Annotated in this window: 13 protein-coding genes; 9 read left to right on the top strand and 4 right to left on the bottom strand. The window is 35.1% G+C overall.

The window, feature by feature from the left end; genetic code table 11:
• Window positions 1–4 precede the first annotated feature (4 nt).
• Together ACGH49_RS05550 and birA are read left to right on the top strand one after the other, a co-directional pair.
• A complete protein-coding gene (locus ACGH49_RS05550) occupies window positions 5–1,147 on the top strand; it encodes an MFS transporter (protein WP_411588537.1) in 1,143 nt (380 codons plus the stop codon).
• Window positions 1,122–2,075, top strand: a complete 954-nt coding sequence (gene birA, locus ACGH49_RS05545; protein ID WP_065606837.1) for a bifunctional biotin--[acetyl-CoA-carboxylase] ligase/biotin operon repressor BirA — start codon at window positions 1,122–1,124, stop codon at window positions 2,073–2,075. The genes ACGH49_RS05550 and birA overlap by 26 nt, the downstream gene beginning before the upstream one ends.
• 67 nt (window positions 2,076–2,142) lie before the next feature.
• Here birA and ACGH49_RS05540 read toward each other — a convergent pair whose 3' ends face one another.
• Window positions 2,143–4,464 carry a heavy metal translocating P-type ATPase gene (locus tag ACGH49_RS05540; protein ID WP_411588536.1) on the bottom strand — a complete coding sequence of 774 codons (2,322 nt, stop codon included), beginning with the start codon at window positions 4,462–4,464 and terminating at the stop codon, window positions 2,143–2,145.
• 718 nt (window positions 4,465–5,182) lie between these two features.
• Between ACGH49_RS05540 and ACGH49_RS05535 the strand changes: the two genes are divergently transcribed.
• Together ACGH49_RS05535 and gapA are read left to right on the top strand one after the other, a co-directional pair.
• Window positions 5,183–6,697 (top strand): hypothetical protein, encoded by a 1,515-nt coding sequence (locus ACGH49_RS05535; protein ID WP_411588535.1) that lies wholly within the window; start codon window positions 5,183–5,185, stop codon window positions 6,695–6,697.
• An 833-nt stretch (window positions 6,698–7,530) separates the two neighbouring features.
• A complete protein-coding gene (gapA, locus tag ACGH49_RS05530; RefSeq protein WP_065606841.1) occupies window positions 7,531–8,532 on the top strand; it encodes a glyceraldehyde-3-phosphate dehydrogenase in 1,002 nt (333 codons plus the stop codon).
• Between the two features lie 137 nt (window positions 8,533–8,669).
• Here gapA and ACGH49_RS05525 read toward each other — a convergent pair whose 3' ends face one another.
• The 3 genes from ACGH49_RS05525 to yjgA all read right to left on the bottom strand — a co-directional run bounded on the left by ACGH49_RS05525 (window position 8,670) and on the right by yjgA (window position 10,396).
• On the bottom strand, window positions 8,670–8,879 hold the full coding sequence (locus tag ACGH49_RS05525; protein WP_025315032.1) for a cold shock domain-containing protein: 210 nt from the start codon (window positions 8,877–8,879) through the stop codon (window positions 8,670–8,672).
• Window positions 8,880–9,264: 385 nt separating this feature from the next.
• A complete protein-coding gene (gene ppa, locus ACGH49_RS05520) occupies window positions 9,265–9,795 on the bottom strand; it encodes an inorganic diphosphatase (RefSeq protein ID WP_065606844.1) in 531 nt (176 codons plus the stop codon).
• A 64-nt stretch (window positions 9,796–9,859) separates the two neighbouring features.
• Complete coding sequence (gene yjgA / locus ACGH49_RS05515; RefSeq protein WP_065606846.1) at window positions 9,860–10,396, bottom strand: ribosome biogenesis factor YjgA; 537 nt, start codon at window positions 10,394–10,396, stop codon at window positions 9,860–9,862.
• Between the two features lie 77 nt (window positions 10,397–10,473).
• Here yjgA and pmbA point away from each other — a divergent pair, with 77 nt between their 5' ends.
• From pmbA to recG, 5 genes are all read left to right on the top strand, one after another.
• On the top strand, window positions 10,474–11,826 hold the full coding sequence (gene pmbA, locus ACGH49_RS05510) for a metalloprotease PmbA (RefSeq protein WP_065606848.1): 1,353 nt from the start codon (window positions 10,474–10,476) through the stop codon (window positions 11,824–11,826).
• Between the two features lie 8 nt (window positions 11,827–11,834).
• Window positions 11,835–13,547 (top strand): SulP family inorganic anion transporter, encoded by a 1,713-nt coding sequence (locus ACGH49_RS05505; RefSeq protein WP_411588533.1) that lies wholly within the window; start codon window positions 11,835–11,837, stop codon window positions 13,545–13,547.
• Between the two features lie 190 nt (window positions 13,548–13,737).
• Window positions 13,738–14,028, top strand: a complete 291-nt coding sequence (rpoZ, locus tag ACGH49_RS05500) for a DNA-directed RNA polymerase subunit omega (RefSeq protein ID WP_065606850.1) — start codon at window positions 13,738–13,740, stop codon at window positions 14,026–14,028.
• Between the two features lie 18 nt (window positions 14,029–14,046).
• Window positions 14,047–16,155: a bifunctional GTP diphosphokinase/guanosine-3',5'-bis pyrophosphate 3'-pyrophosphohydrolase gene (gene spoT, locus ACGH49_RS05495; protein WP_411588532.1), complete on the top strand. Its 2,109-nt coding sequence runs from the start codon at window positions 14,047–14,049 to the stop codon at window positions 16,153–16,155.
• Between the two features lie 5 nt (window positions 16,156–16,160).
• Complete coding sequence (gene recG, locus ACGH49_RS05490; protein WP_411588531.1) at window positions 16,161–18,254, top strand: ATP-dependent DNA helicase RecG; 2,094 nt, start codon at window positions 16,161–16,163, stop codon at window positions 18,252–18,254.
• The last annotated feature ends 73 nt before the right edge of the window (window positions 18,255–18,327 follow it).

Here is an 18,327-nt window from a genome sequence, read left to right as displayed (position 1 = left end):
CATTATGAAACATTCGTATTCATTCCCTATTTTATTAACGAGTTTGCTCTTTGTAACAATCTCTTTGTCAGCATTAAACACACAGGTACCATTGTGGTTAGTGCGTAGTGAGTTTTCGCTTGGGCAAATTGGTCTTGTCGGATCAAGTTATTTTACTGGCAACTTGCTAGGTACCATTTTCGCCAATTGGTTTATTAATAAATTCAATGCTCGGCACACATACACCTATAGTTGCATTATTTTTGCCATTGCAACCATTGGATTAAGTTTTTCAATGAATTTTTATAGCTGGATAATGTGGCGATTTTTTATAGGCATTGCTTGTGCGGTCACTTGGGTGGTTATAGAAAGTTGTATATTACTCACTGGTCCTGTAAGTACGCGAGGAAAAATGCTGGCAGTTTATTTAACCACTTATTACCTAGGTACGGTTTTAGGGCAAGCTTTGTTGCAGTATTTTCCGCAAAACATATTATATTTTGGATTAGTTATTATGTTACTGATGGGATTAGCAATTTTATTTATTTTGCTGACCCATTATAAATTACCGAAAAGAAAAAAAAGCAGCTTTAACATCATGCCAATGATATTAAATAAACCCTCTCGAATTGGGTTAACCGGTTGTGTGATTGCAGGGATGCTCATTGGATCGTTATATTCACTCTTACCAGCCTATTACTCACACTTAGGATATAGTGATATTCAAGTGGCTAATTGGATGATTTTAATGATTTTATCAGGAGTGATTGCACAAATGCCCGCCAATTGGTGTGCAGATAAATTTGGACGGCAACTTGTATTATTAATTGAATCGTTACTAATGTTAATTGCATGTATTATGCTGATATTCAATTGGTTTAATGCGTTGGCGATTATCTTATTAGGTGCAACCATTTACACCATTTATCCCATATCCATGGCTTGGGCTTGCTCGTGTGTTAGAAAGCAAGATATTGTGGCGATGAATCAAGCAATGCTATTAACCAACACATTAGGGAGTTTAGTTGCTCCTGCGGTGATAGCATTTATTATGGATAAAACAAGTAATACCTATTTATTTGTTAGTTTTGCTATAATTTCGTTATACTTCATTATATTATTAGCCCAAAAAAGAGGAACGGATGCGCAGCTACAAAAATCCGCTTAAATTAATTGAAATACTAGCCGATGGTCAATTCCATTCAGGGGAAGAATTGGCAACAATTTTTGGCATAACCCGTGCTGGTATTAATAAATACATCAAACAACTGCGTGAGTGGGGGATTGGGCTAAACTCAGTACATGGTAAAGGCTATTGCTTGGCAGCGCCTCTTAATTTGCTTAATAAAACCAAAATTAACCAGCATTACCAATCGAATAGTCGATGTGAAATATTACCGATTATTGATTCAACTAACCAATATCTACTGGATCGAATTGATCAACTAACATCGGGCGATTGCTGTGTGGCCGAATTTCAATCCAAAGCACGGGGAAGGCGAGGGCGAAAATGGTTTTCACCTTTTGGCACTAATCTATACTTTTCAATGTATTGGCGACTAGAACAAGGTGTAGCTGCGGCAATGGGATTGAGTTTAGTTGTTGGTATTGTTATTGCTGACACCTTACGTGCATTATCTGGCCAAGACATCAAAGTTAAATGGCCAAATGATCTATATATTAACGATCAAAAACTAGCTGGTATTTTAGTTGAGCTTGCAGGTAAGACTGGTGACTGTGCCCATGTTGTGATTGGTGTTGGCGTCAATTTAACCATGACAAACCCGGATACCAACATAGTTAACCAAAAATGGGCTAATTTAGGCAATGTTGATCGTAACTTATTAGTTGCGCAGGTTGCCAAAACCTTAAAAAGTCAATTAATAGAATTTGAAAAACATGGTTTAGTGCCATTTATTAATGATTGGAATAGACTAGATAACTTTGTTAACCGTCCTGTAAAACTATTAATTGGCGATAACATTATTCGCGGAATAGCAAAAGGTATAAATGACCAAGGAGCCTTATTGTTAGAACAAAATGGTAAAATTGAAGCTCATATTGGTGGCGAAATCTCATTAAGAAGTGATGAATAATAGCCTAATAATCATTTAAGAAACCTATTCCACTTGCTACAAGCGAAATAGGTTAATTAAACCAATTTTAACTTTTATTCTTAAATTTCAAAACTCGAAGCGCATTAGCTGTCACAATCGCAGTCGTACCTGAATCAGCTAACACAGCCAGCCACAGTCCAGTAAAGCCAAATAAGCTGGTAATTAAAAATACTAACTTAATTCCCAACGCAATTGTAACATTTTGTTTAATATTACGAGAGGCAAAACGAGTTAAACCAATTAGCTTAGGCAAACTTAACAAGCTATTTTTAGTTAATGCGGCATCAGCGGCTTCTAGCGCAACATCAGTACCACTACCCATAGCAATACTTGCGGTTGCCGCTTTCATGGCTGGAGAATCGTTAATTCCATCGCCCACCATAGCAATCGACGTTGAGATACGCATCTTTTCAATTTCTGCTAATTTATCGGCAGGTAACAACTCTGCACGGTAATCCATACCTAATTGCGAGGCAATGGCTTTGGCCGCTCGCGCATTATCGCCTGTCAGCATCAAAGTCTTAACGCCAAGCTTATTAAGCTCATTCATTGTAGTAATTGCATCAGCCCGCAACACATCTTGCAATGCAATAATGCCCATCAATTGTTGACTTGTTACTGCAACTACTACAGTTTTACCAGCGTTTTCAAGCTCCTCAATAATTTTGGTATGTTCATCTTTCAATGGTGATGAAACTGTCACAACCTTACTTGGTGACACAATATAAAAAGTCTGATTATCAATCTCGCCTTGAACGCCAACCCCTGCAATCGCTTTACGATTATCGGCCTCATTGATATTTAATTGATTCTGCAATGCATAATCAACAATAGCCTTAGCAATGGGGTGATGCGAACCACTTTCAATAGCGGCAACTAATGTCAATAATTGCTCTTTTGCAATATCTTGACTAATCACATCGGTGACTTGCGGTTTACCTTCGGTTAACGTACCAGTCTTATCAAATGCAACCAGTTTAACTGAACCAATATGCTCTAGCGAGGCACCACCTTTAATTAGCACGCCTTGTTTTGCCGCATTAGATAAGGCCGACGTTATTACAGCAGGCGTTGAAATAACCAATGCACAAGGGCAACCAATTAACAATAGAGTTAAACCTCGATAAAACCAAGTATACCAATCAGCATTGAACAACAAAGGTGGCGCAATAATTACTAACAGAGCAAATAAAGCAATTGCTGGCGTATAATAACGACTAAATTTATCAATAAATCGTTCAATAGGAGCTTTACGCTCCTCAGCATCTTCAATCAACTGTAAAATACGATCTACCGCATTTTGCCCAACTTCTGATACCACTTTTAATTGGATTGTATTATCAACCACGAGCGAACCAGCCAAAACCTTATCGCCTGAAAGATAATTAACTGGAATGGATTCACCGGTTAATGCGCTTTCATCAATATTGGCTTGCTCGCTTATTAAAATCACATCAGCAGGCAACCTTCCTCCAGATGAAATTTCAATAATATCATCGGGTTTCAATCTATGACTGGCAACGGTTTTTCGTACACCGTCAATGATAATAACGGTCTCTTCTGGCATAAGCTGAGCGAGCGAGGAGATGCCTTTTTTGGCTTTACTTGTTGCAACACCTTCTAACATCTCACCAATCATAAATAAAAATATAACCATAGTGGCTTCTTCGGCAGCTCTAATAAACAAAGCCCCAATAGCTGACACGCTCATTAACGACTCGATCGCAAATGGTGTACCACTGCGCGTTAAAACTACCGCTTCTTTCAAAATAGGTATTAACCCAACAATTGCTGTGACCATAAAGGCATATTCGCCAACGGTTTGATTAAATAACAACAGGATATAGCTCACCACAATTAAACCGCTTAATACCCCTAAAGGAATTAATGCTTTTTTATCAAAACTATGGGAATGATCATGATGATGAGAATGTTCTGGAGATGATTCAAAAATAGGCTTATAGCCTAGCTCGATAACTTTGTTTTCTATTAATTTAATGGTTTTTTCATTATATTGGGGAACAAATACCACTAACTTTTCGGTAGAAAAAACAATCTTAATTTGGTTAATATTGGGTAACGCTTTTAGGCTGTTTTCAATTTGTTGTGCACAGTGCGCACAATCCATGCCTTTTATTTTCCAAGTTAATTTAATTTTCTCGCTTAGCCTGTCGGGATCATCAGGGGGATCGTCAAACTCATTTTTAGAAGTAGTATGAGTATCGCCCCCACAGCTATGTATTGATTCTTGATGACAAGTTATATCGTGAGATAAATGAACATGATTATGTGCCATATTTAAACAATCATCATGACAACACTCATGGTGATGATGTTGATGATGCATGTATTTGTTATTATATAACATAACTTTACCTCTATTTATGGATGATTTTGATTGTACGCCAAAAAATAAAAAAGAAAATCATTTTTACCTTTAGTAATAAAAAAAGAACTAACGTTATACAACAATGAATATGATATTAAACGTTTGGTTAAGGACGAAGAGTTCATTGAAGATAAATTAAAATGACGAGTTAAATGCTATAATAAAACCTATTTTGGCGAATTGCTTCAATCCATCTTATTAAGCAAATTTTTACGAATCCCGTATACTCATAAACAAATGGGCAAAGTCAAAAAGTGTAATACGTACTTTAATACAGTTGTAGCATAATCAGCAAATATTTAACGATTCAAAAGATAGAAAATAAAAATTTAAGCAATTTATTAACTTTTTATAAATTTATTAATTTTTATAATACGATTAAAGTGCAAATAACACGTTGTTTTATTATAGGTTAATGGTTATTGGTTAGTTTTGGAAACGGTAATGTTTCAGACGTCTTGACCTTTAGGGGGGAAAGAAATAACATTAACTAACTACCTCTTATCCCATACCAGTAAGTAACAAAATAAAGCTAAAACTTAACGAAATTCAGTCTTAACAAAAATTTACAAAAATAATGGACCGAAAACTAGTCATGATTTTTTTTTACAGCTATACTTTTGAAGTTTAAAAAACGATCTTTTTTAAACTTCAAAAGTATAAAAAATAAAACAAATAACTTGACAGGTGAAATATAATGAATCATCAGCTTAACCACTATTATTGGCGGTTTTATTCGTTTGATTTATCAAGAAAACAAGCTGTACGAGTTTTCTCAGAAGCCTCTTTTTTATGTTTGAAGTTATCCTTCAAATTATCATTAAAATTATTTTCTAATGTTCCAATGGCATTAGCGCCGTTGTTATTATTGCCATATTCGTTGGATTCACAGGCATTATCAGCTCATACAAGCAATGTTATTTATGGTACTGGACCTTATTTAACATTTGATAATGGTGTAACTAAAGCTCGCTCAATAGAAAATTTACTAAGTATCAAATTATCAAATGGTCAAGAAATAACACCGCAGAACAATCTCTCAACTCCAACAAATCCAATTGAACTACCTAATGTTGGTGAGCGTTTTACTGATATAGGTATAATGATACCTTCATCAACCAATTCAGTGAGTTTAATTGATTTAGTGACAACGTATGGCTATTGGGGAGATGATGATGGTGATGATGAATTAACTGCAAGTGGAACTTTAACTGTCAGTATCACCGATAGAAATGGTAAAGTCATTAATAATCGAAGTGATGAGCTAGATGTTTGCAGTGCACCTTATAAGGTAGTCTTAACTAGTAATGGAGGAAGATTAACAACTCGATACGGAGAGCCTAAAGATAGTTATTTTGGCAGTGACGCAGCAACATATTACATCACCCCAAAATCTTCACCTGTAATCTGCTTTGTAAAGCCAAGTTTGAAATATGGTAAAGATTATTCATATATAGGGGGCTCAAACTATAAAGGTCCTGATAATATCTGGAATCCGGCTAATGGATTTATCCCGCAATCATCATACAAGAGTAATTTCCCTACTACAGGTGCTGATGGATTATATTTTGATTTAGAAGTAAGAGGAGGAGATGGTAAACTGGCATGGGCGCCAGTCACTCATGAAGGTATAACAGCTTCTATTTCTATACCGCCAACCCGTAGTAGTATTAATACCTACAGTGTAAGAGTCACTTTAACAGGTCCAGAGGCAAGATCTCAAATACACAATGTTAATCCTAGTCAAATTAGCCAGCCAGATTTACCTCAAACATTTGAGTTAATAGGTAGAGATAATAGTGGTAATGAGGTGAAATATGGATTTGTCCTGAATAATTGGTTCGTCAACCGAGGAAGAGTGACCGATAATCCTTCAAATCAAGCTGCTTGGTGTGATAATATTGGATATCGAATAATAGAAGTTAAAGATGTCACCAATGCAATTTGTCCAAGTTCTTCGTCAGGAAGTTGTCAAGGTATTGTTAGCGCAATGCCATCCTCAATTGGTAATTATTACCAGCGTCGAATAGGGGCAGGGTTATTTACTGAATGGGGTTACATGAAAAATTACAAGAATTCAAACTTCTTTGCTGATTATTATTGGACGGGAGACGCTACCGGACACAAACAGTTCAAAGTGCACTCGAACTCTGGTTACATATCCTACAGTTACACGAGTCCCAATAGACACGGACTTTGTGTCTATCCTTAGTTTTTTAGTTGTAGTTTAGATTATGGAGCTAAATAAGATTAAGCAACCAAGAAAAGATGCATTTTAGCAAAGAAGTCTACTGAGGTGACAAAGTTTGTGCTTTTGTCGCTGAAATTAAGATGTTTCCCTAAAATAAAAAAACAAAATCTTCCATAAAGTAAATAGAAAACACCTTAATGAGTATTTAATTTTAATTAAATACTCATTAAGGTAATAAATAAAAATTCAGATAAAATTTTAAACTTCACTAATCCTTTGTTGTTGAGTGTTATCGAAATAGCTATTTTCTGCTATGTTTTTGAAAGGACAAATGGGACATAAAATCAATCAGCAGAATAATGCTATTGAGATTGCTAAAATTGCACAAGCTAATTTGTATATTTTAAAGGCTATTCAATGGCGAGCATCACCGATTTATTTATCCTAACCGAGGTTTCGAAAGAAATCTTAAATTGCTACAATATCAAAACTTATTAAAAAGCGTTTAGTTAGTACAACTAAGCATGATTATTTGCATGCTATTTAATGTTTGTGTGAGTGGTAATGAGTGTTTAAAATAAAATATTATAGTTTGCAGTCCGCTTTTTAATCGTTTTAATGTGTGGTGTATACTAAGTTTTTGTATGCCTTTTTGACTGTGATGTGGCCTGCTATGCAAGATTATTTTTCAATAATTTGATTTTATTTATAATAATTAATATGACTTACACTTGAATTAATCTATTTAATCAAATTGTGTTTAATTATTAGGAATCTTCTTGAATAAATCTTTAAAATTTGATAGTTTACAGTAAATATTTCAACATTAAAAACACTAAAAGAAGGTAATTGCTATGACAATCAAAGTAGGTATTAATGGGTTTGGTCGTATTGGTCGTATTGTTTTCCGTGCTGCTCAAAAACGTTCAGACATTGAAATCGTTGCTATCAATGATTTATTAGATGTTGAATATATGGCTTATATGCTTAAATATGATTCGACTCATGGTCGTTTTGATGGCACGGTTGAAGTTAAAGATGGTAAATTAATCGTTAATGGTAAAGCAATTCGTGTTACTGCTGAACGTGATCCTGCAAACTTAAAATGGAACGAAGTTGGGGTAGATGTTGTTGCTGAAGCAACTGGTTTATTCTTAACTGATGAAACAGCTCGTAAACACATCCAAGCTGGTGCCAAAAAAGTTGTTTTAACTGGTCCTTCTAAAGACAGCACTCCAATGTTTGTTATTGGTGTTAATGATAAAGATTATGCTGGTCAAGATATCGTTTCTAACGCTTCTTGTACAACTAACTGTTTAGCACCTTTAGCTAAAGTTATTAATGACAACTTTGGCATTGTTGAAGCATTGATGACAACTGTTCATGCAACAACTGCAACTCAAAAAACTGTTGATGGTCCATCTCATAAAGATTGGCGTGGTGGTCGTGGTGCTGCTCAAAACATTATTCCTTCATCAACTGGAGCTGCTAAGGCGGTAGGTAAAGTCATTCCTGAATTAAATGGTAAATTAACTGGTATGGCTTTCCGTGTTCCTACTCCAGATGTTTCTGTTGTTGACTTAACTGCTCGTTTAGCAAAACCTGCTAAATATGAGGATATTTGTAAAGCAATTAAAGCAGCAGCTGAAGGTCCAATGAAAGGTGTTCTTGGTTATACAGAAGATGATGTTGTTTCTACGGATTTCTTAGGTGAAGTTTGCACATCAGTATTTGATGCTAAAGCAGGGATTCAATTAAGCGATAATTTTGTTAAACTTGTTTCTTGGTATGACAACGAAGTAGGTTATTCGAACAAAGTTCTAGATTTAATTGCTGTTATTTCTAAAAATAATTAATTTTTAACTTTATTCTAAAGGCGACCCTTGGGTCGTTTTTTATGCTTTGGATTTTTTTGCGTGATCTATTTCTAAATATAAAAAACGCTCACTTTGTGTGTGAGCGTTTATTCAAGTATGAAATTTTAAAAGGTCAACTAAATTACAACAACTTCGGCTGCTGCTGGTCCGCGAGGGCTATCTTGGATTGCAAATTCAACTTGTTGTCCTTCAGCTAAAGTTTTAAAACCATCACCTGAAATAGCAGAAAAATGAACAAATACATCTTTACTTCCATCCGCAGGGGTAATAAAACCAAAACCTTTACTTTCATTAAACCATTTTACTTGGCCTGTTTTCTTATTCATTTACTAGACATCCTAACAATAATTAATAATTAGCCTTTACGGCCGTAAGGGTTTTAACATTGTATTAATTATGTTACTCAACTCTGATAATGTGTTTAACATACATTATTAGAATTGATCGTTTTCATAATTTTTACTTTGTTGTTTAACCAGTGATATTACCGCATAAATTATAATCAAAAGCAAGCTGTTAATAACAATTTTTTTAACTTAGGATGAAGTTTTTCCTTGAATTTTTAGAAATTTAATCTTTAATTGATAAAAAGCAAATTATTTCATCTTTAAAATTTAAATTAACTTTCAAAGTTACTAAATTATGTAATTAAAAAAGCCATAAAACATTATTTATGGCTTTTGTATAGGTTTATTTTTTTGTCATTCAATTTTATTTATTTTTTGCTCGTTCAAAAGACTCAATAATTTCTTTACGAGCTGCATCAGCATTATCCCATCCGTCAACTTTAACCCATTTACCTTTTTCTAAAGCTTTATATTGTTCAAAGAAATGTTTAATTTGCGATTTTAGTAATTCTGGTAAATCATCAATATCTTTAATGTGATCATATTCTTTAGATAGTTTGCTATGAGGTACTGCAACTAGTTTTGCATCTTGACCTGCTTCGTCTGTCATTTTTAATACACCAACTGGGCGGCAGCGGATAACCGAGCCTGGCTGTAATGGGTATGGTGTTGGGACTAATACATCTACTGGATCGCCATCTAATGATAATGTGTGATTAATATAACCATAGTTACATGGATAAAACATTGCTGTTGCCATAAAACGATCAACAAATACAGCGCCAGTGTCTTTATCTACTTCATATTTAATTGGATCTGCATTAGCTGGAATTTCAATCACAACGTAAATATCATCTGGTAATTCTTTACCTGCTGGTACATTTAAAAGTCCCATTTTTGTATCCTCTATCTAAGTTTATATAGTGTTTGTGAATAATAATAAGCGCACATTATAATGATTATTCAGCGTCGCTCAATTCTTTTAAATACTGAAAAATTTGCCTTGCCGTTTTGGCTGGTTTGTTCGCTTCTTGCTCTTTTTTTGCTAAACGGGCTAAGGTTCGTAGTTGCTGGCGATCGGCTGTTGGGTACAAACCGATAATGGTTTCGGCATCGCTATTTGCAATTAATTCATCACGAAGTTTTTCAAGTTTGTGAAATAGGGCAATTTGCTGATTATGACGATTTTTAAGCTTATCAAGCGCCTGACTAATTGGGTCAATATCTCGATTACGCAGCAGTTTACCAATGTATTGGATTTGGCGGCGATATCCTTCTTTTTTTATTTTTTGTGCAAGTTCAATTGCATAAATAAGATCTTCATCAAGAGGAATTTTTTCAAGTTCATTTTTGCTTAGCTTGACAAGTTCAATCCCTAATTTTTTTAAAGCTTCGGCATCGCGTTTAATTTCACTTTTACTAACGTAGATGATTTCTTTATCTTCGGTGTCAATAGCAAAGTTGGGTTCTAAATTTGTTTCTTGATTGTAATTCATGTTATTTCTTTTATTAACTAATATCTAATTCTAGCTTATTATAACGTATCACTAGCAGAATTGTAGAAAATAATAAAATGGGTATTGAACAGATTAAAAAAGAAGCATTAAATCAAAAAGAAACTTTATCGACAATTGTTGCTGATGCTATTGAGCAAGCAAGATCACGTGTTGACGAAGTTGAGGTGTCGGTTAATAAGTCAACAGGTATTAATGTTAGCACTCGGATGGGGAAAGCCGATAATGTTGAATTTAATTGTGATGGTGCGCTATCCATCACTGTTTATCAAAATCAACGTAAAGGTAGTGCTTCAACTAATGACTTGTCCTCTCAGGCTATTTTGCAAACGGTAAATATGGCAATTGATATTATGCAATATACTTCGCCAGATCCTTGTTCAGGTCTGGGGGATGTGAGTCAAATGGCATTTAATCCCCCCGATTTAGATTTATTTTATCCTAGTGATTTAAACGTTGATAATGCCATTGAGCAGGCCAAACAAGCCGAATTAACTGCCTTAAATCATTCCAAATTGATTAATACTGATGGCGGTTATTTTAGTAGTCGCTATGGCGTTTATGTTTATGGTAATAGTTTGGGGATGTTGCAAGGTTATTGCGCAAGTTCACATTCACTTTCATGCTCAGTTATTGCTGAACAAGTAGGGCAGATGGAAAGTAATTATGCTTATACTTTATCACGTGATTTTAGTCAGCTCAAGTCAGCTGATTGGGTTGGTTTGCAGGCGGCTGATAGGGCGATCTCACATTTAGGTGCTAAACAGATTGCAACAATGCAAACTCCTGTGCTATTTAGTGCAGAAGTTGCCGTTGGACTCATTAGACATTTAGTGGGTGCCATAAGTGGGGGGGCCATTTATCGTAAATCTTCTTTTCTTTTAGATAGTATAGGGAAGGCGATTTTTCCTAATTGGTTAACTATTTATGAGGATCCTTTTATTTTAAAAGGCGTTGGATCATCGCCTTTTGATAGTGAAGGGACAAAAACAGTTAAGCGCAATATTGTTGAGCAAGGTGTATTGCAAACTTATTTGTTAGGCAATTATTCAGCACGTAAATTAGGCTTAACATCGACTGGACATGCTGGTGGGATTCATAATTGGTTTGTATCACCAAGTCAAGCAAATGCTAGTTTTAATGAGATGCTAAAAAAAATGGATAAAGGCGTGGTAGTAACTTCGTTAATGGGGCAAGGTGTTAATAGTGTGACTGGAGATTATTCGCGTGGAGCTACAGGATTTTGGGTTGAAAATGGAAAAATTCAATATCCAGTTAGTGAAATAACCATTGCAGGTAACCTTAAAGATATGTATAAAAACATTGTGGAAATTGGAAATGATATCGAAATAAGAACGAGTATTCAATGTGGCTCAATTTTGGTTGATAATATGAGTATAGCAGGAAAATAAGGATTAGCATGGGCGGTTTGTTACACGGTACTTTTTTTCAAAAACTAATTTCATTGATGCCGGGATTAGGTAGTTTATTGGAGTATAAACGAGAATATCTTAATTTTGATATTAAGGCTGGTTTATCAGTTGCTGCTGTTTCGTTACCTGTTTCAATTGCTTATGCTGAATTGACTGGTGTTGGCGCTATAGCTGGACTGTATTCGACTATTTTGCCTTTAATTGTGTATGCGCTTTTTGGTTCTTCTAAACAATTGATTGTAGGACCTGATACTGCAACTTGTGCTGTGGTTGCCGCAGTGGTGTTGCCTTTAGCAGCTAATGATCCAATATTGCGTTGGCAATTAGTTATTATATTAACAATAATGATTGGCATTTGGTGTATCATCGCTGGAAAGTTGCATCTTGGCGCCTTAGCCGATTTACTTAGTCAACCGATTCTAATTGGTTTACTTAATGGCATTTCAATTACCATTATGGTCGATCAGTTAGCCAAAACGTTAGGCTTTAGCTACGATTATTCTTATTTGATTGAACGAATTGTCTATTTCCCTTTTAAATTGTCGGAAATCCATATAGGCACAGCAATAGTTTCATTTCTTACTTTATCTATTTTAATTGCTTTAAAGCGATTAAGGCCCCTGTATCCGGCTCCTTTATTAGCAGTTATTGTGATGACGTTTTTTTCGTGGGCGTTTAATTTTGACCATTACAACATTTATATTATTGGTAATGTTAGCAATGATTTAATTCCTCTAGAATCATGGCTTGATTTTGATAAAGGATTAATGCGTGATTTAGTTGTTCCTTCACTTAATATTGCTATCATCTGTTTTGTTAGTATGATGATAACTGTGCGCAGTTTTGCATCGAAAAATAACTATGAAACCAACTCTGATGTTGAATTTAAAGCATTAGGTTTAGCCAATATTGTAGCAGGATTATCACAAGGCTTTGTTGTTAGTGGTACATCATCAAGAACTGCTGTAAATGATTCTAATGGAGGTAAAACACAACTAGTTTCGATTATTGCAGCAATACTAATTGGTATTGTGGTAGTTTTTTTTCTTTTACCTTTACAATATATTCCAACTTGCGTGTTAGGAGTGATTTTAATATATTCTTCAATTTCACTCATTAATTTCCAAACCATCGTTCGCTTTTTTAGATTTGATCGAGATGCTTTTTATTTAAGTTTGATAACACTTGTTTCTGTACTTGTTATAGGTATTATTCCTGGTATGGCATTAGCGGTATTACTTGGGTTATTTTTATTTTTAAGACGGGTATTTAGACCTAAAGATCAGTTATTAGGTGTTGATAAAAGTGGTCGAATTCATTCAATAAGCCAGAATGTGCAACCGATTAGTAATACAATGATTTATCGATTTAATTCTCCGCTAACTTATTTTAATATCGCTTATTTTAAACGAAGAATTATCAGTTATATTGATGAATCTAAAGAGCCAATAAACTATGTTATTGTCGATGCAATCCCGTGTTTTACTTATAAAGATGTGAGTGTGTTGTCAGGGATTGATGAATTAGTGAGGTCTTTAAAAGTAAGAAATACCATTCTAATTTTATCAGGTCGACGTAAAACACTTAAAAACTGGTTTAAACAAATGAATATAAAGCTTGATGATGAGTATATTGAGTTTGCTTATGATCTATATTTTGCCGTTAAGTTAATCCAAAGTAAGGAGCATATGGATAATTAGAATGATGATGAATTTGAATATTTATCATGACTGATCATCAAATTTGTGTGGGGGGGGGATATTTTTTATTTATTTTAGATCCCTTAATTCTGGTAGATAAAGTAATATTAATATAGACAATTACCTAGAAATTTAAGTACAATACTAGATCATTTCAAATGAAGCATTTTAAAAAAATTTAGAGGTAAAAATGGCACGTGTAACTGTTCAAGATGCAGTAGAAAAAATTGGTAATCGCTTTGATCTCGTTCTTGTAGCAGCGAGACGCGCTCGCCAACTACAAGTAGAAAATAAATCACCACATGTACCGGTAGAAAACGACAAAGAAACCGTTATTGCTCTACGTGAAATTGAAGATGGTCTTGTCAATAAACAGATTCTTGATATTGCTGATTTTCAAGCCCGTCAGAATGAAGAGGCAGAAACTCGCACAACACTTCATGAGTCGATTCTTCTCGAAAATACACCGTCGTACGAATAAGCTTTATAGGAATTGCCTATGCAATATTTTAATGGCTTAAAAGAGGTTGTAGCATCATATCTTCCGTCTAGACAAGTCGAATTGATACAAGTTGCTTATCTCTTTGCTAAAAATGCACATGAAGGGCAATTCCGATGTAGTGGTGAACCTTATATTACTCACCCAGTTGCGGTCGCAGCAAATTTAGCTGAAATGCGGCTTGATTATCAAACAATTATTGCCGCACTTTTACATGATACTATTGAAGATACTCCTGTCACCTTTCAAGATATTACAAACAAATTTGGTAAACATGTTGCCATTTTAGTCGAAGGTGTTTCTAAACTTGATAAATTAAAATTTCGTAACAGGCAAGAAGCACAAGCTGAAAATTTTCGGAAAATGGTTTTAGCAATGACTGAAGATGTGCGTGTGATTTTAATTAAACTTGCCGATCGTACTCACAACATGCGTACACTAGGCGCTTTAAGACCAGACAAACGCCGTCGCATTGCTAAAGAAACTCTGGAAATTTATGCGCCTCTAGCTCATCGTTTAGGAATTAATCATATTAAAACTGAGCTTGAGATTTTGAGTTTTACAGCAATGCATCCAAATCGAGCTAAAGTAATTAACAAAGTGGTTAAAATAGCGCGAAATACACGAAAAGAGCTTATTCAACAAATTTTGTCTGAAATACGTAGTCGATTACTAGAAGCTTATATTTATGCAGAAGTTACCGGTATCGAAAAGAATATCTATGCTATTTATCAGAAGATGAAACTACGTGAACAACATTTTCATTCTATCATGGATATTTATACTTTTAGGATTGTGGTAAAAGATGTAGATGCTTGTTATCGTACACTTGGATTGGTGCATAATTTGTATAAACCACGGCTTAATCGTTTTAAAGACTATATTGCTATTCCTAAAGCAAATGGCTATCAGTCGCTACATTCATCGTTAATTGGACCTCACGGTACGCCGGTTGAAGTTCAAATCCGTACCGAGGATATGGATCAAATGGCAGAAATGGGGGTTGCAGCCCATTGGGTATATAATGTAGCTGATGAACTGAACAATACTACCGCACAAATAAAAGCTCAGCGCTGGATGCAAAGTCTATTAGAATTACAACAAAGCGTGGGGAATTCTTTTGAATTTATCGAAAACGTTAAATCTGACTTATTTCCTAAGGAAATTTACGTTTTTACTCCCAAAGGACGTATTGTGGAGTTACCTGAAGGAGCAACTGCAGTTGATCTTGCTTATGCAGTCCATTCTGATATTGGTTATCAATGCATTGGCGCACTAGTTGATCGTAAACCTTATCCACTATCACAACCATTAAGTAGTGGGCAAACTGTCGAAATTATTACTTCACCAGAAGGGCATCCTAATGCTAGTTGGTTAAACTTTGTGGTTAGTGCTAGGGCAAAGTCTAGGATTCGTCAGGCGCTTAAAGCACTTAAACGTGAAGATGCAATTGAATTAGGTCGACGTTTACTTAATCTTTCGTTAATTAAATCTGGCGGTATTAGTGCGCTGTCAGAAAATCAAAAAGCTAGAGTGATTGAGCTAACCAAGTTGTCATGTTTTGATGATGTCTTGGTTGAAATTGGGCTAGGTAATATTATGAGTCATTTTATTGCCAAAGGTTTAGAACATAAAGCACTGTTACAAAATAACTCAGACTCAAATAAAACCCTTGTTATTACCGGTAGTGAAGGCGTTTCTGTGACGTTTTCAAAATGTTGTCATCCCATTCCTAATGATCCTATTGTTGGACATGTTAGTCCTGAGAAGGGGCTAATAGTGCATCATGAATCTTGTCGGAATATTTCTGGTTATCAAAACAATCCAGAAAAATATATTTCACTAAAATGGGCTGCAGATATTTCTCAATGTTTTGTTGCTGAAATTTGGATCGATATTTTAAATACTCAAGGTTCCTTGGCGCATATACTTTCAATTATTAATGATGAAAATACTCGCTTACAATGGTTAAATACCGAAGAAAAAGATAGGCAGATTTATACAGTTATTCTACAGATAGAAGTAAAGAATACTCAGCAACTTAATGAATTAATTCGTAAAATTTCACTACAACCAGATGTTGTAAGTGTTAAACGAAATATAAATTAGTCATTATGATAAATCGTCTTTTTGACCATTTACCGTTAATAAAACTAACGGGAATTGGTGATAGTCTAGAAAAAAAGTTCAATACACTAGGTATCTATACCACCAAAGATCTGTTATTGCACTTTCCTTTACGCTATGAAGATCGTACTTCATCTTGCGCTATTGCTGATGCCAATATTGGCGAATTTACGACCATTGAAGGTATTATTATTAAAAGCGAAATTGCTTTTGGTCGTAAACAAATGCTAGTTTGTTATGTTCAAGATGATTCTGGTATTGCAATATTACGATTTATGCATTTTACTGCCAGCATGAAGGCTTCGCTGATTAAAGGTAAGTGGATCAGTGCTTATGGTGAAATAAAACGTGGTAAAAATTATCTTGAAATAATTCATCCGCAATTTAAATTAAAAATAAGTCGAGACGAAAAATCTATCACATTAGGTGATGTTCAAGAAAGATACACACCCATTTATTCAACTACCCATGGGTTATCTCAGGCGGTGATTCGACGATCAATTATGACTGCGCTTCTCTTGCTGAAAAATAATCCTTCAGAGGAAGTTTTCTCCCCTCAGCTGGCTTGTCGGTTTTTGTCGGTTTTTGATTCTTTAAATATTATTCACAATCCACCAATTGATACTGAGATTGAACAGTTGGAGTCGGGTGATCACCCAGCTATTAAGCGGTTTATTTTTGAAGAATTGATTGCTTATCATTTAAGTATGTTAATGATAAAAAAGCATAATCAAAAACAGCAAGCGCACTTGTTTTCCCCAACTCAACACTTGATTAAACCGTTTTTATTATCATTACCTTTTACGCCAACCCATGCTCAAAAGCGAGTTGTACAAGAGATTTATCTCGATATGGCAAAATCAGTACCTATGATGCGATTAATTCAAGGTGATGTTGGTTCTGGTAAAACATTAGTAGCTGCTTTAGCAGCCTTGAATGCAATTGAAAATGGTTGCCAAGTGGTTTTAATGGCACCGACAGAAATATTAGCAGAGCAACACTATAACAATTTTAGTGCTTGGTTTGAGCCGTTGGGAATTAGTGTTGATTGGTTGTCAGGGAGATTAACTGCCAAAAATAAGCGACAGCGTTATGAGCGCATTAAAAAGGGTGAAATTACTATGTTAATTGGTACCCATGCAGTATTTGTTGATAAAGTAAAATTCACCTCGTTAGGTCTTGTAATCATTGATGAACAGCATCGATTTGGTGTTAATCAACGGCTAAGTCTTTGGGAAAAAGGAATTAAAGATCATTTTTATCCACATCAATTAATTATGACGGCAACTCCTATTCCAAGAACATTAGCCATGACTGTCTATGCTGATTTAGATGTTTCTGTTATTGATGAATTACCTCCAGGAAGAACACCAATTAACACAGTTGTAATACCTAATAATCGTCGAGATGAAATTATTGAACGTGTAAATCAAGCTTGCTTAGCAAACCGCCAAGTTTATTGGGTGTGTACTTTGGTTGAAGAGTCCGAAATACTTGACGCCCAAGCGGCTGAAATGTTGGTTGCAGAATTGCAAATGCGTTTGCCGCATTTAAATATTGCGTTGGTGCATGGTAAAATTAAATCTGATTTAAAACAATCAGTTATGCAAGAATTTAAAGCAGGGAAAATTCAACTTCTGGTCGCTACAACAGTTATTGAAGTTGGTGTTGACGTTCCTAATGCTAGTTTGATGATTATCGAAAATGCAGAACGTTTAGGTTTAGCTCAGTTACATCAGTTACGTGGACGAGTCGGACGTGGCACAGCTGTATCTCATTGTGTATTGATGTATCAAGCTCCTCTAAGTAAAGTTGCCCAAGCACGCATGAAGGTAATGCGTGAAAGTACTGACGGATTTGTTATTGCCCAAAAAGATCTTGAACTTCGTGGCGGTGGCGAAATCTTAGGAACTCGGCAAATGGGTATGGCTAATTTTAAAGTTGTTGATTTGATTCGCGATCAGCATTTGATTAGTGAAATTCAAAACATATCTTATGACATCCAAAAAAACCATCCCAAAAGTGCTGAACAATTAGTCGATTGTTGGTTGCCAAATCGTGAGAAATATATTAATGCTTAATTAAAAAGCTAGCGTCGACGTGTGGACGGTAGTGCTTGTTTTTTAAATCAGTCCACACGTTGAATTCAACTAC

Source organism: Gilliamella sp. BG7 (assembly GCF_046635565.1).
Taxonomy (GTDB): domain Bacteria; phylum Pseudomonadota; class Gammaproteobacteria; order Enterobacterales; family Orbaceae; genus Gilliamella; species Gilliamella apicola_P.
This window is presented reverse-complemented; position numbering and strand designations above follow the sequence as displayed.